Source organism: Serratia aquatilis (assembly GCF_044865145.1).
Lineage (GTDB): Bacteria > Pseudomonadota > Gammaproteobacteria > Enterobacterales > Enterobacteriaceae > Chania > Chania aquatilis.
This window is the reverse complement of the sequence record NZ_CP173186.1, coordinates 2,065,316-2,085,744: the sequence shown is the minus strand read 5'-3', so window position 1 is coordinate 2,085,744 and position 20,429 is coordinate 2,065,316. Positions and strand designations below refer to the sequence as shown.

General features: G+C 54.4%; 17 protein-coding genes. 12 read left to right on the top strand and 5 right to left on the bottom strand.

Annotation, left to right across the window (positions count from 1 at the left end; translation table 11 throughout):
- Positions 1-7 precede the first annotated feature (7 nt).
- The 8 genes from SAQUA_RS09260 to SAQUA_RS09225 all read left to right on the top strand — a co-directional run bounded on the left by SAQUA_RS09260 (position 8) and on the right by SAQUA_RS09225 (position 12,016).
- Positions 8-1,474, top strand: coding sequence for an adenylosuccinate lyase family protein (locus SAQUA_RS09260; protein WP_380672843.1), 1,467 nt, complete (start codon positions 8-10; stop codon positions 1,472-1,474).
- Between the two features lie 47 nt (positions 1,475-1,521).
- The gene (locus SAQUA_RS09255; protein ID WP_380672841.1) at positions 1,522-2,595 is read left to right on the top strand and encodes a class I SAM-dependent methyltransferase; all 1,074 of its coding nucleotides are present in this window, start codon (positions 1,522-1,524) and stop codon (positions 2,593-2,595) included.
- Positions 2,596-2,850: 255 nt separating this feature from the next.
- Positions 2,851-4,080: an efflux RND transporter periplasmic adaptor subunit gene (locus SAQUA_RS09250; RefSeq protein WP_380672839.1), complete on the top strand. Its 1,230-nt coding sequence runs from the start codon at positions 2,851-2,853 to the stop codon at positions 4,078-4,080.
- Positions 4,077-7,253, top strand: coding sequence for an efflux RND transporter permease subunit (locus tag SAQUA_RS09245; protein WP_380672837.1), 3,177 nt, complete (start codon positions 4,077-4,079; stop codon positions 7,251-7,253). The genes SAQUA_RS09250 and SAQUA_RS09245 overlap by 4 nt, the downstream gene beginning before the upstream one ends.
- A complete protein-coding gene (locus SAQUA_RS09240; protein ID WP_380672835.1) occupies positions 7,250-8,716 on the top strand; it encodes an efflux transporter outer membrane subunit in 1,467 nt (488 codons plus the stop codon). Before SAQUA_RS09245 ends, SAQUA_RS09240 begins: the two co-directional genes overlap by 4 nt.
- A gap of 77 nt (positions 8,717-8,793) precedes the next feature.
- Positions 8,794-11,349 carry a heavy metal translocating P-type ATPase gene (locus SAQUA_RS09235; RefSeq protein WP_380672833.1) on the top strand — a complete coding sequence of 852 codons (2,556 nt, stop codon included), beginning with the start codon at positions 8,794-8,796 and terminating at the stop codon, positions 11,347-11,349.
- 28 nt (positions 11,350-11,377) lie between these two features.
- Complete coding sequence (locus tag SAQUA_RS09230; RefSeq protein ID WP_380672831.1) at positions 11,378-11,629, top strand: heavy-metal-associated domain-containing protein; 252 nt, start codon at positions 11,378-11,380, stop codon at positions 11,627-11,629.
- 126 nt (positions 11,630-11,755) lie between these two features.
- Positions 11,756-12,016 carry a DUF1471 domain-containing protein gene (locus SAQUA_RS09225; RefSeq protein ID WP_380672829.1) on the top strand — a complete coding sequence of 87 codons (261 nt, stop codon included), beginning with the start codon at positions 11,756-11,758 and terminating at the stop codon, positions 12,014-12,016.
- Positions 12,017-12,205: 189 nt separating this feature from the next.
- Here the strand turns inward: SAQUA_RS09225 and SAQUA_RS09220 are convergent, their stop codons facing one another.
- Both SAQUA_RS09220 and soxR read right to left on the bottom strand, forming a co-directional pair.
- On the bottom strand, positions 12,206-13,270 hold the full coding sequence (locus SAQUA_RS09220; protein WP_380672827.1) for an SDR family oxidoreductase: 1,065 nt from the start codon (positions 13,268-13,270) through the stop codon (positions 12,206-12,208).
- A gap of 376 nt (positions 13,271-13,646) precedes the next feature.
- A complete protein-coding gene (gene soxR / locus SAQUA_RS09215) occupies positions 13,647-14,108 on the bottom strand; it encodes a redox-sensitive transcriptional activator SoxR (protein ID WP_380672825.1) in 462 nt (153 codons plus the stop codon).
- A 128-nt stretch (positions 14,109-14,236) separates the two neighbouring features.
- On the opposite strand from soxR, the gene SAQUA_RS09210 reads away from it, so the two are divergent.
- The 3 genes from SAQUA_RS09210 (at position 14,237) to SAQUA_RS09200 (ending at position 16,710) form a co-directional block, all read left to right on the top strand.
- Positions 14,237-14,683 (top strand): DoxX family protein, encoded by a 447-nt coding sequence (locus SAQUA_RS09210; protein WP_380672823.1) that lies wholly within the window; start codon positions 14,237-14,239, stop codon positions 14,681-14,683.
- A 131-nt stretch (positions 14,684-14,814) separates the two neighbouring features.
- Positions 14,815-15,873: a hypothetical protein gene (locus SAQUA_RS09205; protein WP_380672821.1), complete on the top strand. Its 1,059-nt coding sequence runs from the start codon at positions 14,815-14,817 to the stop codon at positions 15,871-15,873.
- Positions 15,874-16,224: 351 nt separating this feature from the next.
- The gene (locus SAQUA_RS09200) at positions 16,225-16,710 is read left to right on the top strand and encodes a hypothetical protein (RefSeq protein ID WP_404413178.1); all 486 of its coding nucleotides are present in this window, start codon (positions 16,225-16,227) and stop codon (positions 16,708-16,710) included.
- A gap of 189 nt (positions 16,711-16,899) precedes the next feature.
- Here the strand turns inward: SAQUA_RS09200 and SAQUA_RS09195 are convergent, their stop codons facing one another.
- The 3 genes from SAQUA_RS09195 to SAQUA_RS09185 form a co-directional block, all read right to left on the bottom strand.
- Positions 16,900-17,427 carry a fimbrial protein gene (locus tag SAQUA_RS09195; RefSeq protein ID WP_380672817.1) on the bottom strand — a complete coding sequence of 176 codons (528 nt, stop codon included), beginning with the start codon at positions 17,425-17,427 and terminating at the stop codon, positions 16,900-16,902.
- Positions 17,428-17,956: 529 nt separating this feature from the next.
- A complete protein-coding gene (locus SAQUA_RS09190; protein ID WP_380672815.1) occupies positions 17,957-18,967 on the bottom strand; it encodes an NAD(P)-dependent alcohol dehydrogenase in 1,011 nt (336 codons plus the stop codon).
- A gap of 113 nt (positions 18,968-19,080) precedes the next feature.
- Positions 19,081-19,371, bottom strand: coding sequence for a putative quinol monooxygenase (locus tag SAQUA_RS09185; protein ID WP_380672813.1), 291 nt, complete (start codon positions 19,369-19,371; stop codon positions 19,081-19,083).
- A 112-nt stretch (positions 19,372-19,483) separates the two neighbouring features.
- On the opposite strand from SAQUA_RS09185, the gene SAQUA_RS09180 reads away from it, so the two are divergent.
- On the top strand, positions 19,484-20,380 hold the full coding sequence (locus SAQUA_RS09180) for a LysR family transcriptional regulator (RefSeq protein WP_380672811.1): 897 nt from the start codon (positions 19,484-19,486) through the stop codon (positions 20,378-20,380).
- Positions 20,381-20,429: the final 49 nt, after the last annotated feature.

The window sequence follows — 20,429 nt, the reverse complement described above, 5'->3', positions numbered from 1 at the left end:
AGGATTTATGATGGAATCACAATCGTTAAAAGCGAGAGCCTCTTCTTCTTTTTCTTTTACCGCACGCCCAGAGAGGAGTAAAAAAGCTCGCGCCCAAGTGGCGGATTGCCAGCACGAACACAGCCATATTCTGGACTCGAAAACCCACGGGGGTGGCTATGCGGGCGTTGTCAGCCGGAAAATCTTCTGCAGTCACTGCCGCCTACAGCGGTGGCTGGATGTGGAAGCTGCGCTGGCCTTGGCTCAGGCGGATGTCCACATGATCCCCCTACAGGCTGCGCTCGATATCGAGCGCGCGGCAAATATTTCGACGATCAATGTGCAACAGGTTGCCGATGGCATCACCACCACCGGGCACTCGCTGATGCCACTGCTAAACGCCCTGCAGAAAAACTGCACTGCCAGCGCCAGTGAGTACGTTCATTACGGTGCCACCACTCAGGACATTCAGGATACTGCCCAGTCGCTCGAGATGCGCGACGTGCTGGATGCGCTGGAACCCGCACTTGATATTCTGCTGGATAAACTCACGGTGCTGGCAAACGCCCACCGCAATTCGCTGATGGTCGCCAGAACGCACTCGATCCCAGCGTTGCCTACCACGTTTGCGCTGAAAGTGGCTGGGTGGATTGACGAGCTGTTACGGCATCGCGAACGCCTTGCAGAAGCACGCCAGCGGGTACTGGTAGTGCAAATGTACGGCGGCGTCGGCACCATGGCGGCCTTTGGGCCTGAAGCCATAGCGATGCTGGAGTGCTTCGCGCATCGGCTGTCCTTGAAAGTCCCTTTGGCCGGCTGGCACGTCGCTCGCGACCGTGTCGCGGAGTTCGTGAGCACGCTGGCAATGATGACCGCCTCCCTGGCCCGCGTGGCCGATGAGATCCGCACCCTGAATCGCTGGGAGCTTGGCGAAGTTGAGGTGGGTTGGACGGAGCAGCAGATCGGCAGCAGTACCATGCCCCACAAACGCAACCCTGAGGGATGCGAGCAGATCGTAGTGCTGGCGCGCCTGGCCAAGGCTCAGGTGATGCTCGCGCTGGACGCGATGATCCTGGAACACGAGCGGGACTACCGTGGAACTCGCCTGGAGTGGTGTGCAGTCGCCGATGTCTCCCACTATGCGCTGATGGCGCTGGCACTACTGACGGAGACGATCGACGGGCTCACGGTCAATGACAAGACGATGGAGCGCAACGCACACGCCTTTGGCGATGCCATCTGCACCGAGGCGGTGATGTTCGAAATGGCAAAAAAGCTCGGCAAGAGCAGTGCGTACCAAATTATCTTTGAGCTCAGCCAAGCGTGCCAACGAGACCGGGTGTCGATCCGCGAGGCGGTCGAGTCCGATCCTCGGGTGATCGCCGCCATAGAGCCGGGAGCACTGGCTCAGTTGTTCGAACCCAGGACGCACCTCGGCATGTCCGAAAACATCATTGACAACGTGCTGGCCAAAGTTGGCAGCCGCCATAACTGAAATATCAACCGCTACAGGCGGCCATATTGTAAATTTTGGAGAGAACAATGTCAGAAGCTATCAAGATAGATACCGCGAAGGTTGAGCAATTTTCCGCACGCATCATGGAGGATTACGGCAACACCCTGCGGGGCGCAATGCTCTACATCGGTGACCAATTGGGCTTGTTTAAAGCGCTAGCATATGCCAAGCCGATAACCGTGGAGGAGTTGGCTCAGCAAACCAATCTCAATGCGCGTTACCTACGTGAATGGTTAGGTAGCATGGTGACCGGCAACTACGTGACCTACGACCGGGAAACCAAACGTTATCAGATGCCGGACGAATATGTTCCTGTTCTCGCCGATGAGGACTCCCCCTACTTTGCCGGTGGGATCATCCAGTTGAGCGTTCCGTTCGTCAGCATGGCCCCCAAAGTCGTTGAGGCCTTCCGCCACGGTGGCGGTGCTCCGGAAGAGTCATTCCCGATTGAGACATGGGAAGGCATGGAGCGTATGACGATGCCCTGGTACAAGCATTTTCTGGTCCAGCACTGGATCCCGTCGCTTACCGACGTCAAAGCAAAGCTGGAACAAGGGGGTAGCGTGCTTGATTTTGGCTGCGGTAGCGGGCTGGCAGCGATCACTATGGCCAAGGCGTTCCCGGAAGCACACATCTTTGGCTGTGATTTCCACCCGCCCTCTATCGAACGAGCACGCGCGAATGCGGTGGCCGCAGGAGTCAGTGATCGGGTGCAGTTTGAGGTCAATGATTCCGGGGCTCTCGCCGGCAAGAAGTTCGACTTCGTAACGACTTTCGTCGTGATCCACGATGCCACCGACCCGCAGCAGATGATGAAGGATTTACGCGCCTCGACCGCCGACGACGGCACCTTCCTGATGGTGGAGCTCAACCTTTCCGAAGAGCTCGACGAAAATATGAACCTGTTTGGTCGAATGATGTACCCGCAGAGCACCCTCTATTGTATGACCTGCTCGTTGTCGCACGGCGGTGCCGGGCTTGGGGCCTGCATGGGTGAGGGTCGCGCGCGGGAAATGGCCGAGGTCGCAGGGTTTAGTCAATTCCGCAAGGTTCCCTCCAACCGCCCCGCGTTACCCGCACTGTTTGAACTCAGGCCTTGAGCCGAGTTCGGCGATAACGGCTTGATTGATGGAAAATAGCCTTTAGCTTGGCAACGGATCGTAAAAAAAACCGATTTAACGTTTATCGGTTTTTTTACGCCTTGAATGCAGCACCGCCCTTATTCCCTCACTGCGCGACATAAGCCGCAATATAAATGCCCTAGCGCAAGAGAGTACCAGTCAACAACACAAAACAACGGGACGCTCAAATCCCAAAAATAACGGTTGACCTTCCAAACGTGGCAAGTCGGATAAATGCAACAGGAGCTGCTTCGGCTCATAAAATCCAGGTCGACGCCAGTCGCTAAAGGAAAAAAGATGAAGGTCAAACACCTAACCGTGATCGCTGCGACGATGGGCGTCGCACTCGCTATCGCCGGATGTGAGGAGACAGCGTCCTCTGCCGCTCCCGCGACGCCACCCACTGTGCCAGTGGCCGAGGTGGTCGTTCGCCCGGTGACGCCATTTATCGAGTTAACCGGATCGCTGACCGCAGTCAAACGAGTGGAGCTGCGTCCCCGGGTTGCAGGCTACATCCAGGAAGTGAGCGTGCCCGAAGGACAGTTCGTCGAAAAGGGTAGCGAGTTGTTTCGTATTGATCCACGGCTATTCCAAACCGCATTGAACGCCGCCCAGGCACATTTACGCGAGGCTGAAGCGGCATCGCTGCTGGCCCAGACGGAATTTGCACGCACCCGGCAGTTGTTCAACCAGAAGGTCGTTGCTCGTGAGCGCCTCGACATCGCAACCGCCTCGTTGAATGCAGGTAAAGCACAGGTCGATGCCGCCAAGGCGGCGTTGGAGGCGGCGCAGCTTGATATGAGCTTCACCCGCGTCACCGCACCAATCGCTGGCCGAGTCGGCCAGGTTCTGGTCACCGAGGGCAACTATGTCACCAGTGGCGTGACGCCACTTACCACCATCGTCTCAATCAGTCCGCTCCACGTTTATTTCGATGTCGACGAACGCACCTATTTGCAATCCCTCGCCGCAGGCCGCGCCAGCGCTACGCTACAAGGGCAGCAGGCGGCCAAGGTGAGCGTAGCTCTGCTCACCGATAAAACCTATTCACGGCCAGGGCGTGTCGATTTCCTCTCTAACACCAGCGATCGTGGTACCGGGACGGTACGTGTCCGCGCAGTGATCGACAACCCCGATGGGCAATTGACACCCGGCCTGTTTGCCAAGGTCAAACTGGAAACAGGAGCGCCGCAAGCCAGAGTGCTGGTCGCCGATCAATCGATTGGTACCGATCAGGGCCGCCGCTACGTGCTGATTGTTGGTAAAGATGACAAGACGGAGTACCGGCCCGTCGAGCTTGGCCCGGTGATCGACGATCTACGGGTTATCGAACAGGGTGTGCAGCCGGGCGAGCGCATCGTCGTCAAAGGGCTGGTCGGCCCTGGTATGCAGATCACACCACAGTCAGCTTCGATTGACGGTACTCCCATCGTGATGCCGCAGACTGCAGGAGCCGCGCCATGACTTTCCCTCGCTTCTTTATCGACCGCCCGATCTTTGCCATCGTCCTCTCGATTCTGATGGTGCTTGCCGGGATCGTCGCCTTCTTCCAGTTACCGCTTAGCGAGTATCCGGCTGTAACACCGCCGACCGTGCAAGTAACTGCCTCCTATACGGGTGCCAACCCGCAGGTGATCGCTGAAACGGTAGCCGCGCCGCTCGAGCAGGCAATCACCGGGGTCGAGGGCATGCTGTATATGTCGTCCCAATCGGTAACCGATGGCCGCATGATCCTTACAGTCACTTTTGCCCAGGGGACCAATGCCGATATGGCACAAATCCAGGTGCAGAACCGAGTTTCACGCGCGTTGCCACGCTTGCCTGAAGAGGTTCAGCGGCAGGGGGTCGTCACACAGAAAACCTCACCAGACATTCTGATGGTGGTGCATCTGCTATCACCGGACCAACGCTACGATCCCCTGTATATCTCTAATTACGCCTATCTTCAGGTGCGTGACGAATTGTCCCGCATTCCGGGAGTCAGCGACGTTCTGGTATGGGGTGCCGGTGAATACAGTATGCGACTGTGGCTGGATCCAGACTTGATCGCCGCACGCGGGCTGACGGCGGGTGATGTGATTGCCGCAGTGCGCGAACAGAACGTTCAGGTAGCGGCCGGTTCTGTCGGCCAGATGCCCAACTCCAGTGCCGCCTTTCAGGTAACGGTAAACACGCTCGGGCGTTTGACCGACGAAGAACAGTTTGGCGACATCATCATTCACACCGGCAGCAATGGGCAGATCGTGCGCTTGCGTGATGTTGCACGCATTGAAATGGGAGCCGATGCCTACGCACTGCGCAGTTTGCTTGACGGCGAATCGGCGGTCGCGTTGCAGATCGTTCAGAGTCCGGGTGCCAATGCACTCGACGTTGCACAACAGATCCGGGCGACCATGCAGCGGCTCGAGGGCAACTTCCCGGAAGGATTGAATTCGCGCATCGCCTATGATCCAACAGTTTTTGTCCGTGCCTCGCTCGAGTCTGTGGCGACCACATTGCTGGAGGCCATCTTTCTCGTCGTCATCGTCGTGGTGTTATTCCTGCGCAACTGGCGAGCGTCGCTGATCCCTCTGATGGCAGTACCCGTGTCGCTTATCGGTACCTTCGCCATCATGCATCTGATGGGATTCTCACTCAACACCCTGTCGCTGTTCGGCCTGGTACTGTCAATCGGGATAGTCGTCGATGACGCCATCGTGGTGGTCGAGAATGTCGAACGGCACATCGAAAATGACGAAGATCCCCCGCAAGCCGCAAGGCGCGCCATGGACGAGGTTACCGGCCCTATCATCGCCATAACCTCGGTGCTCGCCGCTGTTTTCATCCCAACCGCCTTCCTGAGCGGCCTGCAGGGTGAGTTCTATCGCCAGTTTGCACTCACCATCGCCATCTCGACCATCTTGTCGGCGATCAATTCGCTCACGCTCAGCCCGGCGCTCGCCGGACTATTGCTTCGACCACGCAAGGTAGGGGTCGTACATAATCCACTCAGCCTGCGTGGCCGTGCCGAGCGTGTGTTGCATAAACTTGGCCGGCCATTCCAGCGTGCACCAGAGGCTTATGGCAACACGGTTCGTAAAGTCGTGCGGGTCAGCGGCATCGTGCTGCTGGCTTACGGCGGGCTGCTCGCACTGACCTTCTTTGGGTTCCAGGCCGTTCCGCCAGGCTTCGTGCCGATACAGGATAAATATTATCTGGTAGGGATTGCCCAGTTGCCTAACTCGGCATCGTTGGATCGCACCGACGCCGTTGTCAGACAAATGTCGAAGCTGGCACTGGCTGAACCCGGCGTCGAAAGCATCGTGGCGTTTCCAGGGCTTTCGATCAGCGGCTTCGTCAACGTGCCGAACGCCGCAGTCATGTTCATCATGCTCGACCCGTTCAAGGATCGTGCAACGCCCGATCTCGCTGCGACCGCCATTGCCGGGCGTCTGCAAGCGAAGTTCTCCAGTATCCCAGACGGCTTCCTTGGCGTATTCCCACCGCCACCCGTGCCCGGGCTTGGTGCTACCGGTGGCTTCAAGATGCAGCTAGAGGATCGTGGCGGTGCCGGGCTTGATGCCTTAGCTCAACAGACGAAAGTCCTGATGACCAAAGCCACCGAATCTGGACAGGTGGCCGGGCTTCTCACTAGCTTTGATGTCAATGCGCCGCAGCTCGACATCGCCATTGACCGAACCCAGGTCAAGAGCCAGGGGGTCCGTCTGGCGGACGTATTCGAGTCACTGCAGGTCTATCTTGGTTCACTCTATGTCAACGACTTCAACCGCTTCGGTCGTACCTATAAAGTCACGGCGCAAGCCGATGCTGAGCACCGCATGCAGGCTGAAGCCATTGGCCGCTTGCAGGTTCGCAACGCAGCCGGGGATATGCTGCCTTTATCCTCGTTTGTCAGCGTCACGCCCGGCTCTGGCCCAGACCGCGTGACCCACTACAACGGTTATCCTTCTGCCGATATCTCGGGTGGGGCGATGGACGGCGTCAGTTCAGGACAGGCGGTGGCGCTGATGGAACGTCTGGCGCAAGAAGTCCTACCCGAAGGGATGAATTTCGAATGGACCGACCTCACCTACCAGCAAAAGCTGGCCGGGGATTCAGCGTTGTTTATCTTCCCGCTGTGTGTGTTGTTGGCCTATCTTATCCTCGCCGCGCAATACAACAGTTGGCTGCTACCCTTGGCGGTCCTGCTGATCGTGCCGATGTGTCTACTGAGCGCCATCATTGGCGTCTGGCTGGTAGGCGGCGATAACAACATTTTCGTCCAGATCGGACTCATCGTGCTCGTCGGTCTGGCCGCAAAAAACGCGATCCTGATCGTCGAATTTGCCCACAACCGGGAAAACGCGGGGGCAAGTACCATTGACGCGGTGATCGAGGCTTGCAGGCTGCGGCTGCGGCCTATTCTGATGACCTCGCTGGCCTTTATCGCTGGCGTGGTGCCACTGGTACTGGCCAGCGGGGCCGGTGCAGAGATGCGCCAAGCCATGGGGATTGCGGTCTTCGCAGGCATGCTCGGCGTAACGCTGTTCGGCCTGTTCCTGACGCCGGTCTTTTATGTCGCCATGCGCGGCCTGGCAACCGGCTTCGAGCGTTACAGGTCAAGAGTGAAGGCGCGTACCGAGGGGCGCAAGTCATGAGGAATTTCTATCAAGCCATACTGTTGCCCCTGAGTGCGCTGCTGCTGACCGGATGTGCAGCGGTCGGCCCCGACTACTCGCCGCCTGAGTCTCGCCTGCCCAGCAGCTTCGGTAAACCCATCGCCGGCCTCAATTCGGCAGCGGTCGAGGTAGCGTGGTGGAACAACTTCGACGACCCGGCGCTTGCCACCTTGATCCAGCAGGCGCTCGCGGCGAACCATGATATCGGGATCGCTGCCGCACGGCTCGACGAGGCAAAGGCGATACTGCGCGGCAACTATCAGGGCTTCCTGCCTAGCGGCGGTCCTGCTCTCAGCTATGAAACCCGTCGTTTGAGTGAGGTCGAGACGCTACCAGGGCAACCACGTAGCAGCGAAACCTATCGCGGCGCGGTTGACGCTGCCTGGGAAATCGATCTCTTTGGCCGCGTGCGGCGGTCGGTGGAGGCAGCACAGGCGCAAGCGGGTTCCCGCGAGGCGCTGCTGCGAGGTGTACAGGCTGGCGTTACGGCGGCCGTGGCCGCCACCTGGTTCGAGCTACGCGGTATCGAGGCGGAATTCGCTGTCGCCACTGATATTACTCAAAGCCAGCGTGAAAGCCTGGCGCTGGTCGAGCGTCTGGTGAATAACGGATCTGCCAGCGAATTCGACCGACTGCGTGCCGAAGCCTTGTTACGCAATGTCGAGGTGACCCTACCCGAATTGGAGCGCCGTCGTGCGGGTTCTGCCAATGCCCTGGCAATCCTGCTTGGCATTGCTCCCCAAACGTTCACGCCACCCACTGGCCAGCCGCTGCGCGAGACACTGGTTATTCGAACCATCGCCGTCGGCGAACCCTCGGCGCTTCTCTCACGCCGGGCCGATGTTGCGGCGGCCGAACGGGCCCTGGCTGCGGCGACCGCACGGATTGGGGTAGAAACTGCCGGTCTCTACCCCGAGGTGCAGATACAAGGCTCCATCGGACTGGTGGTAGGTAACCTGGATGCCATGAATGGTGCGGGGTCGTTTGCCAGTTTCTTAGGGCCGGTAATTCGCTGGTCGCTTCTCGATCACGGGCGCATACGCGCTCAAATCGCCGCTAGCGAAGCGCGCACGAAACAGGCGTTGATCGTCTACGACCAGACCGTATTACGTGCACTGCAGGAAACAGATGACGCCTTTAAAAGCTATGCAGCCGCTGGCAGTACGCTGGAACTGCGTCTGTTGGAGTCAAACGCCAATCGTCAGGCGGCACGTCTTGCCCGAATACGTTTTTTAGCCGGTGAAGGTCTGTACCTGGAAGTCCTCGAAGCCGAACGATCCGACTTCACAAGCCGACGTGCGCTGACGGTCGCTCGCACCGATCAGCGGCTTGCCGTTGTCAGCATTTACAAGGCGCTAGGCGGCGGCTGGGAAATTTGCACCGAGGCAGATCGCAACTGTAGCGGCACCGACGGCACGCCGAACCTGAGCATTGCGAAATAAAAACCAACAGCCCTTGACCTTCCCGCGGTGGGAAGCTTTAAGCTTTTCTTCCTCAGTCACATTCAAGGAGTACAACAATGGCTCTCCAATCAGGCACTAATTCATCCGCGTCTGTGGTCAATCGCCTGAGCCTGCCGGTCGAAGGCATGACTTGTGCATCCTGTGTCGGCCGGGTCGAACGTGCGTTGAAAGCTGTCCCCGGTGTGCAGACGGCGGCAGTCAATCTCGCCACGGAGCGCGCCGACATCACTTTCAGCGGCCAGGCCGATCCGCAGGCGGCAGCCAGCGCTGTTGAAGGCGCAGGCTACGCCGTCCGCGAAGAAACCACCGAGCTCGCCATCGAAGAAATGACCTGCGCATCCTGTGTAGGCCGGGTCGAGAAGGCGCTCAAGCACGTTCCCGGGGTGCTTGAAGCCAACGTTAACCTGGCAACAGAGCGTGCACGAGTGCGGCACTTGGCCGGAGTGGTCTCCACTGCCGATCTTGAAGCGGCGGTGGAATTGGCGGGTTATAAGGCCCGTCGCTTGTCGGCCGAGACGGCCAATGCCAACGATCAGGACACCGAGCGTCGCGAAAGCGAGGCGCGGGCACTACAGCGCTCATTGTCGGTTGCCGCCGTCCTCACCCTGCCGATCTTCATCCTCGAGATGGGTTCGCACCTGATCCCCGCCATACATCAGTGGGTAATGATGGTCTTGGGGATGCAAACGAGTTGGTATCTTCAGTTCGCACTTACCACCATCGTGCTGTTTGGTCCGGGTCTGCGCTTCTTTCGCAAGGGCATACCCGCGTTGCTGCGTGGTGCCCCCGACATGAACTCGCTGGTGGCGGTCGGTACGGCGGCAGCCTACGGCTATTCGGTGGTCGCAACCTTCGCCTCCGCTGTACTGCCGGAAGGTACCGCCAACGTCTATTTTGAGGCTGCGGCGGTTATCGTCACCCTGATCCTGCTAGGACGCATGCTCGAGTCACGCGCCAAAGGGCGAACCTCGCAGGCCATCAAGCGGCTTGTCGGGCTTCAGCCCAAGACTGCGCGCATTGAGCGCGACGGCCAGACGGTAGAGATCCCGCTCGATCAGGTCACGACCGGTGACGTTGTGTTCGTTCGCCCCGGCGAGAAAGTCCCGGTCGACGGCGAGGTTATCGAAGGTGCCTCTTATGTTGACGAGAGCATGATCACTGGTGAGCCGGTGCCCGTTTCGAAGGGCGTTGGGGCCGCAGTGGTCGGTGGCACGATTAACAAAACGGGCGCTTTCAGTTTCCGCGTCACCAAGATCGGTGCCAATACCGTGCTTGCGCAGATCATCCGTCTGGTTGAGGAAGCGCAGGGTTCCAAGCTGCCGATCCAGGCCCTGGTCGACAAGGTGACCATGTGGTTTGTACCTGCGGTAATGGCTGCAGCTGCGCTGACCTTCCTGGTGTGGCTGATCTTCGGGCCAGCCCCGGCGTTGACCTTCGCGCTGGTCAATGCGGTCGCGGTGCTGATCATCGCCTGCCCTTGCGCCATGGGGCTGGCCACGCCAACCTCTATTATGGTTGGCACAGGCCGCGCCGCCGAGATCGGCGTGCTGTTCCGCAAAGGGGAAGCCTTGCAGGCACTGCGCGATGTGAGCGTCATCGCGCTCGATAAAACTGGTACGCTGACTAAAGGGCGCCCAGAACTGACCGATCTCTTTCCCGCTGAGGGTTTCGAATATAACGAGGTGCTCGCACTGGTTGCAGCGGTCGAAACCCGTTCCGAACACCCGATTGCTGAAGCGATAGTGGCGGCGGCAAAGCAGCGGGATATCACACTCGCGCCCATCGAGGATTTTGAAGCCACTCCGGGCTTTGGCGTATCGGCGCGGATCGCGGGCCGGACCGTGTCCGTTGGCGCGGACCGCTTTATGACGCAACTGGGCCTCGATGTGGCGAGCTTCCTGCCCGCCGCACAACGTCTGGGTGAACAAGGCAAGAGCCCGCTCTATGCGGCGATTGATGGCCGCCTGGCGGCAGTGATTGCGGTCGCCGATCCGATCAAAGAAACGACGCCTGAGGCGATCAAGGCGCTACATGCGCTCGGCCTCAAGGTGGCCATGATCACTGGCGACAACGCAGCAACGGCAGCGGCAATCGCCAAGCAGTTAGGCATTGATGAAGTGGCCGCCGAAGTGTTGCCCGATGGCAAGGTCGCGGCCCTGAAGCAGTTCCGCATTAATGGTGCACGGGTAGCCTTCGTGGGCGATGGCATCAACGATGCACCGGCTCTGGCCGAAGCGGACGTTGGGCTCGCCATCGGCACAGGTACCGATGTGGCAATAGAAGCCGCCGACGTGGTGCTGATGTCCGGCGATCTGCGTGGCGTGCCGAATGCTATCGCGCTCAGTCAGGCGACAATCCGCAACATCAAGCAGAACCTGTTCTGGGCCTTTGCCTATAACGCGGTGCTTATCCCGGTTGCAGCAGGTGCACTCTACCCAGTGAACGGCACCCTGCTTTCACCGATCTTTGCCGCCGCCGCGATGGCACTCTCCAGCGTCTTTGTACTTGGCAACGCGCTGCGACTCAAACGATTCAAGGCCCCTATGTCAGTCGATGCACGTGTCAATGAACCGGAGAAGCAAAACCTTAGCGCACTGAGTCACGCCGAGTGAAGTATCACCCGGTTGAAAGCGATTGACCTTGTCACGTAATCAGCCCCCACAGTTGGGGGACATATTAACCAAGAGAGTCAAAATGCTGAGTTTTAACATCCCAAACATGACCTGCGGCGGCTGCGCCAAGTCCGTCACCAAGGCACTGCTGAGCGTCGACCCGCAGGCCCAAATCGAAACCGACCCGCCCACACGTGAAGTCAGGATCGAAAGTGCTTTGCAGGAAAGTGCTTTCTACGCGGCGCTAAGCGAGGCCGGATACCCAGCCCGCGAAGACTAGCAGCCTAGCGGCTACAACCCATTACCGAGTGGCCGACTGCGCCACTCGACATTGAGAAAACATTGCAGATAACAGCTCCCGTTTAAAACCGCCCCCGTATACCCATACGAAAAAGGAAATTGCATCATGAAAAACTTAGAAATAATTATCATCACTCTTGCTCTGGCTACCCTTTCCTTCACTTCCATGGCTGCTACTGCGGTTGACTCAGCACCATCCGAGCAGCTGAAAATCGGCGTGATCAGCGCATGTACGGAAAGTAACAACCTTACCAGCCTGCAAAATGAACTGGTTGCCAAAGCTGCCGAAATGGGTGCAAGCTCATACCGCATTACCGCCGCTTCTGGTAACAACCATTTATGTGGTTCTGCTGAAATTTATAAATAAGATTGGGTTTAAGTGGCAAATAAGACCTGAGTACTGGTCTCAATTTTTTGAACGAAGGGAGGCCATTCAGTCTCCTCTATCACCGGGATTCCACGTATCCAGCCACGCAATGCCAGAACTGCCATGCGCGGCCACAGATTACCCCGGTTGCGGGTACTCTACCTGCAGAAGAAGAAAATCAACCCCCGCTTACGGGATCATCTTCTCAGCTTTTAATTTATCGAACAGTTCGATAAAGGCGTCGCGGGTGCACTGATAATCCATAAATCCTGCTTTGCGGCTTTTGCTGACGTCGGTAAACACCTCCATCGGGCGGCCCAAGTCAGCATCGGTATGCCACCATGAAGCCAACCTATTGACATCCGCCTGCTTCAGAGAGAACTGTTCGGCAATCGTCTGCCACTGCGCAGCGGCATCCTGCATTCGCCCTTCCAGCGGTTGTGCTTCACCGCTGAATGGCACCGGCTCTACGCCAAAGTAATGGGCGATTTCTCCCCACATCCATTTCCAACGAAACACATCGCCATTGACCACATTGAAATCCTGATCCGCTGCCTGTTTACTGGTTGCCGCCCACAGTAACTGTGACGCCAGCAGACGAGCATCCGTCATATCGGTCACACCATGCCATTGCGCAGAAGACCCGGGAAACACAAATGGTTGACCGGTTTGCTTGCACAGCGTGGCATACACCGCCAGAGTTTGCCCCATATTCATCGCATTACCCACTGCATAACCGATAATGGTATGTGGGCGATGCACAGACCAACTGAAGTGGTATTTTTCAGCGGCGGCAAATACTTCATCCTCTTGCGCGTAATAAAAATTATCTACTGGCTGGCGCCCCTGTTCTTCGCGGAACGGCGTGAGCGGCACCTCCCCTTTACCGTAAGCATCAAACGGACCAAGGTAGTGCTTCAGCCCCGTGACCAACGCCACATGGCCGCCCTTCAGGCTACTGCCTAGTGCTTCCAGTACATGGCGTACCATCGCACCATTAACCCGGATATTCTCTTGTTCATTCTCCTGCCGCGCCCAAACGCTGAAGAACACCTTATCCACCTCAATACCCTGCAATGCGTTTTTCACCGCCTGTTGTGAGGTTAAATCTGCTGTCAATGCCGTACAGCCTTCCGGGACTGGGGTGTTGCCGCGCGACAGGCCATAAACCTGCCAGCCTTCGGCCAACAGCTTGGTCGCAAGTGCACTGCCCACAACACCACTGACGCCAACAATCAATGCACGTGATTTCATTCTGTTACTCCTTCGGAGTTTTGGGGGACTTTTATGATGAAATTGAACTACCGGTAGGGTTGTCGGTGATAAATGAACCTATACTCGTCATACTTCAAGTTGCATGTACGTTGGCTTTCCTCGTTCACCCCAGTCACTTACCGGAGTAAGCTCCTGGGGATTCACTGCGTTGCCGCCTTCCTGCAACTCGAATTATTTAGAGTATATCGACATGAACTTCGGAAAACACGCTACTCGTTGTCTAGGCTGCTTTGTGTTTAACATACAGTAACAGAGGCTGGCGGGCGAGCCTATAGCCCAGTAACCTATAGCTTGCAGTGCTGGATGAACAATCTAGACGCTAAAAGCAGATGGGCCAGGGTTTACGGGGCAAACGCTACGGGCGCTCTAAGATCTGCGGCCCCGATCCTTGCTCCCACAGAACATCGTCAGGATTACGCAGCGGGCAATCGTCCAGGGAAAGACAACCACAGCCGATGCAACTGTCCAACTCATCGCGCAAGCGTGTCAGCTTTTTGATGCGATCATCCAGGCTTTCGCGCCAGTACGAGGAGAGTTTCCGCCACTGTGCCGCCGTCAGTTTGTCGCCTGGCGCATGGCGACCCAATGCTTGTTTGATCTCTTCCAGCGGAATGCCGGTACGCTGCGCTACCTTGATGATCGCAATATAACGCAGCACCACTGAGGAGAATCGCCTTTGGTTGCCCTCGCTGCGCGTGCTGGCGATCAACCCCTTGGATTCATAGAAATGGATCGTGGAGACCGGTACACCACTGCGCTGCGCCACTTCACCGACCGTCAATGCACGAGAAAAATCAACTGTTTGTTTGGTAGTCATAACTCTTGACCTCAAGTTAACTTAAGGTCTTATACTGCCATGAGTGAGCGCTTGCAATGCCTTATTGCACTTCCCCCTTACAACACTAGGCTGTGCCCCTTGCTGGCCTATCACCAGGAGTAACGTACATGGGTAATTTTATCGGCACGACACTGGACAGCCGCTGGCTATGGCTGTCCGCACGGCTTCTTCTGTCAGTCGTTTTTCTGTCCTCCGGACTGGCCAAGCTCATCGACTTTGAAGCTGGCTTGAACGAGATGCGTGCCGCAGGTCTGCAACCTTACTGGCTATTCAACATTGCCACTATCCTGATCTTGCTGACGGGCTCAGTGTTGCTGCTGCTGGATCGAGCCTTATGGCTGGGTGCTGGAGCCTTGTCTCTGTTTTTAGCGTCGACGATTCTGATCGTCCATCGTTTCTGGGCACTGCCGCAACCCGATGCCCAGTTGGCTTTGCTCTGGGCTTTGGAGCACACCTCAATGATCGGCGGACTGATTGCAGTTGCGATTGCCAGTCGGTTACGCAAGCGCTTGAAAGCAGAGGACTCTATCACTCACGTCAATAAAAATGCCTAGGCAATTATCTATTTGTGAAGCCTAGGCTGTGTTACTTTTACAGCGGTATACAAGCAGCACCAATAACGGTATGAACAACTGCAGTGTTTGTGCTAAAAATTTCGCATATCCTCAAATAGGGAGCGCACCAATTGGAAGGTAGAAACCGCGAAATTTTAGAACTGTTCTTGAGCCATATTAAAGAAAAGCATGCCGATGATATTTCCTTGGTCTGCTGCTATGGCTCTTATGTCAATGGCACAGCAAATGCTATGTCCGACCTTGATTTTTACTATGTTCCCAAAAGAAATAGCTTTAATAAGCTCAATATTGCATTTATCTATATGGGTATTGGCTATGACTTTTGGGACATGTCCTGGCAGAGACTGGAAAAAATCAGCGACTTTGACGACATGCTGACATCATTAGTTACCGAAGCTAAAGTTGTTTACAGTCACTCTGCTGAAGATGAAAGGCGTTTCCATCAACTTCAAGCCAAAATTCTGCAGAGAACAACGGCAACCACCAGTAAGGATATGATATCAAAAGCTAAAAAACACCTTAATGAAGCCAAGGTGAATTATTTCAATCTCCAGGGAGCACCGAATGTTAAATCGATTCGCTTAGCTTCCGGAAATATTTTACTGCAAATATCAAATGCGTTACTACTTACTAACAATAAATTCTTAAAATTTGGCATAAAACATCATTTAGAAGAGTTACTCTCACTTGATATTTTACCGAAAAAATTTCATGAGAATTACTTAAGTTTAATTAAACCAAGTGATTTAGATGAGATTTTAGCCGCCAGTCTTGACTTAATCACCTCCACAGAAAAGTTACTTGATGATTTAATCACTGAGATAGATAACGAACCGATTAAAATTACTGATTTTATTGGGCTTTATGAAGAGTTAACTTCTATCTGGAACAAAATATACTTCAACTGTGATGCTGAAAACTACCGGACATGCTTTATTGCAGCACTCACATTGCAGAGTGAGGTAGATGCATTCTGCCAGCGCTGTAGGTTGCCACCTATTAATTTTATAGACGCCTTTCAGTATGACGACCTTTTGGGCTTTAAAAAGCAAGTGCAAAAAGCTGAAGAGTTATTTGTTAATTATCTGAGTCAGTTGAATATTCCTGTTCTGCGCTGTGAGTCGCTGGCAGATATACATAATGCCTTAAAGCGTGCTTCAAACACTTGATGAATTGCTTTGTCATCATGATAATGAGCCAGAGAAATGTGCTTTTACCTATATACCCAAAATAATTCGAGTTGCTTGTAGGCGGCAAGCTTGCGAGGCCCCAGGAGCATAGATAACTATGTGACTGGGGTGAGTAAGCGCAGCCAACACCCAAGCAACTTGAAGTATGAAGAGTATAAAGGGTTTAGGCACGACTCGGTAGTAGAAGCCTCTGGTTAGTACAATCAAAATTGTATAAACAGCAAGTAAGGATCTTGACGGACAGAGTTCGGGTATTGCAGCACGCTATATCCCAGCGAGTGTCGGTCTACTTGCCCCATTTTTGTGCATTTATTTTATTAGGATATTTCTATGCCCAAAAAATTCTGTGTGCTTTTCTCAGCCCTTTCACTGCTATTTTCAGTGACTGCCAATGCCGCTCCTGCAGAGGACGATAGTGGAGACATTACCGACTCCGTGATGACGTTGTACCTCATATTTGCCGTGCCGGAAGCCTGTGCTCAGGTTTACCCAGAGCTCAAGCAACCGGTTAACGATTTCCGCGCAAAATTTGCCAAACAGGTAAGCGGTGGCAACTCTTCAGCCGCAGACACGGTTTTGCCTAAGGATGCACAGAAAGAAATAACAGCCTGCCTCAATAAACAATCTGTACTAAGCAAAGGCCAATGCAGCCGCCTGATTGAGGTGTTTTCAACAGGGTTGTCGTCTGAAAACCCTGAGTCTCAGCAGGACGAAAAAGCTCTCGTTGAAATGGAAACTTTGCTCAAAGGGGGTCGCCAGATGATAGCAGGTTGCGCTGATCAAAAAGAAAAGCAACTGCGTCAGTCATCTCATTGAGAGCCCGGCTACCGTAAAATTCGGCCTTGCTATCTGCCAATTTCAGCGTTATGAACCTGTGGTATTGACTGCGGCGCGAAGTGTGCGGGATGGCAGATCAGGTAGGTCGTTTATGGATAGAATTGCATAAGCAAACCGGCCAATCAGCGTTTTCTGATTAGCCGGTTTTAAACGAGGCGGTTTTAACTATTACTGGTAAGAAACCGAGTACTGCACGCTACCCAGCACCGAACCTGCGGTAGTATTACCTTCTGAGTAATATTGAACAGCAAAATCGTGGGATGTAGAAGTCGCGCCCATTGCCAGTGACAGACCTGCAGCGCCGTTTTGCCCAGTCAGATCCAACGGAATAGCTGAAGCTGCTGGGTCAACCAACTGTAGAGACACATTGCTTGCTGAACCTGTGTTGCCCATACGGCCTTCTTGCGTCAGGTTATTACCAACAAACACAGTTTTGATCGCGGTCGTGCTGGCAGGAGCGGCGCAACCGGTCAGACCAATGGTAAAGGGCGTCTGACCTGCGGTAGTACCTGGGGTCACTAATGATGAAGCGGGTACGGTTGGCAACAGGATCAGTGGGCTTGAAGTACTGCCGTTGATGCTGATGTCGCAAGTTTGCTCGGCAACTTCACCCTGGAATTTAATTATGTTGTCAGCCAGCGCTGCAGTAGACAAAGCCAAGCCAGCAACCATAACCGCAATTTTGTTCATTTTCATATTCTGTTCTACCTATAGATCCCATGTTGGCAAATGAGTTAAACCCTGAAACTTCACTTACCTATAAAGTTATCAATACGTTTTCTCTGAATTTCTATAGGTGGTGGATTTAGTTTCCCACCACCAGAAAATTTCGATCACGCTGATCGTGTGTCAGTCTGCCAATCTCTGAAAATGCGCTAGTTGCGTTTATCGATTAGCTTTGCTTCGACGGGGAGCATTTTATCGACTTAGATCACAAATGGAATCATTAACCATTAAAAAGTACATCTTAAGATATTAATTCTTCTAATTACTCTTAAATTAAATTTTTTAATGTTTTTATTCTGATTGGTCACTTTGGTAAGCACAGTAAACCAAGGTAATTCTCAAATAAAAACATTAAGAGTAATCCTGCAGCACCAAGAAAGTTCTTACCTTGGCATGTTCGCAAGTGTTGCCCTGTGAAATTGTCTGCCAAAACCAGAGGCAACGTTCAAACCAGGCAGTGCTCCTCAATGTCCCACCAGCGGCGCTCGCGGGACACAGCCTAATGACTGATAACTACCTTCCCAAAGTGCTGGCGTGAATCGAAACGTTGCCAGGCCTGTGTGGCTTCTGCGAACGGAAAAACGCTATCAATAACCGGGACAATTTTATTCAGTACCAATACGCGGTTCATTTGTTCAAAATCCTCACGTGAACCTACGCTGATCACCCGGAAACGGGCTGCGCTTTTAAACAGGCTGAAGAAGTCTATTGCCACCGCATCCTGTGCCACAAATCCGATCAACGCCAGTTCACCACCGATACCGATAGCCTGGATGGATTGATTCAACGTGCCCGGGCCGCCCACTTCGATTATCCGATTGACTCCCTGCCCAGCGGTCAAGCGAACAACTTCCTGGCCCCATTCTGGGTATTGAACATAGCTGATGACATCATCAGCACCCAGTGCCTTCAACCGTTCAGCTTTAGCTTCGCTAGAAGTGGTGGCAATTACTCTTGCCCCCATGGCTTTTGCCAACTGAATGGCAAACAACGAAACGCCACCGGAACCTAAAGTTAATACCGTCTCACCCGCCTTAACCGGCCTGTCACCATTCAATGCTGCCCAGGCGGTAACGGCTGCACAGGGAAGCGTCGCCCCCTGTTCGAAGCTGAGATGTTCAGGTAACGGTAATAGCGACTCCTCGCTAACCACTTTATATTCCGCTAGCCAACCGTCGCGGTTACTACCGTAAAGCTCATCGCGCACAGAAGCCTGAAACGCACCGCCAAACCAGCGTGGCATAAAGGTATTCACCACTCGGTCACCAACCTTAAAGCGTTCAACCCGCTCACCAATTTGTACCACTTCACCAGCGGCATCGGATAACGGTATAAATCCAGGGCTGGAAGGCAGCGTATATTGGCCATTCATAATGGCCAGATCGCGATAGTTAAGCGACGTAGCACGTACCCGGATCAGCACTTCCCGCGCTTGTGGTTGCGGCATCTGCTCCTGATGGAGCGCTAAGTGTTCAAGACTACCAAACTGTTTGAAACGATAACTTTGCATCTGGGTATTTCCTTAAGTGCGATAGAAACTAGGCTGTGTCCCTTAATTGCACGTGAGCGCCGCTGGCGGCCGACTTTTGGCCGCCTGTGAGTGCAGTAATTGGTGGTAAGACACTATCGGCTCAATTGGCTATGATGGATGGCGGATACCGATGCGGTAAGTTCAAGAGAAAAGAATTTTTGCGTGTAGCTCTTCTCCAAATGTTCCTTAAGTGCGGACGGAGTGCTGAAAATTTCCCAAAGGGTAAATTCTTCCGGGTTGGTATCATTTTGAAAAACTTTAAACAGTTCACATCCTGGTTCTTTTACCGTCTCTTCGATCAACTCCAGAATGGCAGTTTTCAACTCTGCCGCCTTACCCGGTTTTGACTTGATTAACGCTGTAGCTTCAGCTTTGTGGCTCATGGTCACTCTCTCCTTGGAAAATACCTTTATCAAAACGACAGAGAAATTCTAGACAGAGTCGATTAATGAAACTAGATTGAAAAATTGAATCTTAAATTACGAATATGAAATCATGTTGAATGAACTAGCGCTGTTTGTGAGCATCGTCGAAACAGGCAGCTTGCGTGCTGCGGCGGAAAAGGCATCGATTCCCGCCCCTACCTTGACGCGCCGCTTGCAGAAGTTAGAGCAGCATCTGGGTTGCCGTCTGCTTCACCGCAGTGCCCGACGTATGACACCCACCCGGGAAGGTTGGCAATACTACGAACAGTGTCGCCCGTTGGTGCACTCCCTACTGCAAGCCACGGCGAAACTGGATGTTACATTGCACCAGGTCAGCGGCCTGATCCGTGTACTAGCACCGGCTGATTTAGCCAATGATAATCTGGCTCCGGCCTGGATATCGTTCCTGGAGCGGTATCCAGAAGTTCGGCTTGAGCTGGAATTGGATAACTACACGCAGGATTTGATCGGCAGCGGTGCTGATGTGGCGATCCGCGTAGGCGCGCAGCCTGACTCATTACTCAATCTGCGCAAACTGGGGCAAGCCAAAGAGGTGATACTGGTGGCCTCCCCCGGTTATCTGGCGAAGTACGGTATGCCTGATTCTCTGGATGAACTCAGGTTGCGCGATTTGGTGATTAGCGCACCATTATCTACTTGGGCCCTGCGGCACATTCAGAGTGGGGAAACCGTACGTTGGCAGCCGCAAGGGAAAATTTGTGTTAACAGCGTTTCTCTGGCGCTGCATGCGGTGCTGTCAGGATTAGGGATCCTGCTTTGCCCGATGAGTTTGTGCCATAACCAACTGCGTCGCGGTGAACTGGTTCCGGTATTGCCGCAATGGCAGGGTGCCGCGCGGGAAATTTATGCGGTATGGTCACAGCAGCGCTATGTTCCGGCCAGAGTACGTGCTCTGATTGAGCATCTGGCAGATTTTTGTCAACAGGATCCGCAGTTGATGATGTGAATCTCTGGCCTGATTAAACCTTAGGCTGTGTCCCTTAATTGCACGTGAG

What these genes read in the sequence shown, in the direction of transcription:
- SAQUA_RS09260 (WP_380672843.1), top strand. Translation starts at nt 8, where the DNA reads ATGATGGAATCACAATCGTTAAAAGCGAGAGCCTCTTCTTCTTTTTCT.
- SAQUA_RS09225 (WP_380672829.1), top strand. Translation starts at nt 11,756, where the DNA reads ATGAAAAACTTAGAAATAATTATCATCACTCTTGCTCTGGCTACCCTT.
- SAQUA_RS09220 (WP_380672827.1), bottom strand. Translation starts at nt 13,270, where the DNA reads ATGAAATCACGTGCATTGATTGTTGGCGTCAGTGGTGTTGTGGGCAGT.
- SAQUA_RS09250 (WP_380672839.1), top strand. Translation starts at nt 2,851, where the DNA reads ATGCAACAGGAGCTGCTTCGGCTCATAAAATCCAGGTCGACGCCAGTC.
- SAQUA_RS09195 (WP_380672817.1), bottom strand. Translation starts at nt 17,427, where the DNA reads ATGAAAATGAACAAAATTGCGGTTATGGTTGCTGGCTTGGCTTTGTCT.
- SAQUA_RS09245 (WP_380672837.1), top strand. Translation starts at nt 4,077, where the DNA reads ATGACTTTCCCTCGCTTCTTTATCGACCGCCCGATCTTTGCCATCGTC.
- SAQUA_RS09190 (WP_380672815.1), bottom strand. Translation starts at nt 18,967, where the DNA reads ATGCAAAGTTATCGTTTCAAACAGTTTGGTAGTCTTGAACACTTAGCG.
- SAQUA_RS09210 (WP_380672823.1), top strand. Translation starts at nt 14,237, where the DNA reads ATGGGTAATTTTATCGGCACGACACTGGACAGCCGCTGGCTATGGCTG.
- SAQUA_RS09200 (WP_404413178.1), top strand. Translation starts at nt 16,225, where the DNA reads ATGCCCAAAAAATTCTGTGTGCTTTTCTCAGCCCTTTCACTGCTATTT.
- SAQUA_RS09180 (WP_380672811.1), top strand. Translation starts at nt 19,484, where the DNA reads ATGTTGAATGAACTAGCGCTGTTTGTGAGCATCGTCGAAACAGGCAGC.
- SAQUA_RS09235 (WP_380672833.1), top strand. Translation starts at nt 8,794, where the DNA reads ATGGCTCTCCAATCAGGCACTAATTCATCCGCGTCTGTGGTCAATCGC.
- SAQUA_RS09255 (WP_380672841.1), top strand. Translation starts at nt 1,522, where the DNA reads ATGTCAGAAGCTATCAAGATAGATACCGCGAAGGTTGAGCAATTTTCC.
- soxR (WP_380672825.1), bottom strand. Translation starts at nt 14,108, where the DNA reads ATGACTACCAAACAAACAGTTGATTTTTCTCGTGCATTGACGGTCGGT.
- SAQUA_RS09185 (WP_380672813.1), bottom strand. Translation starts at nt 19,371, where the DNA reads ATGAGCCACAAAGCTGAAGCTACAGCGTTAATCAAGTCAAAACCGGGT.
- SAQUA_RS09240 (WP_380672835.1), top strand. Translation starts at nt 7,250, where the DNA reads ATGAGGAATTTCTATCAAGCCATACTGTTGCCCCTGAGTGCGCTGCTG.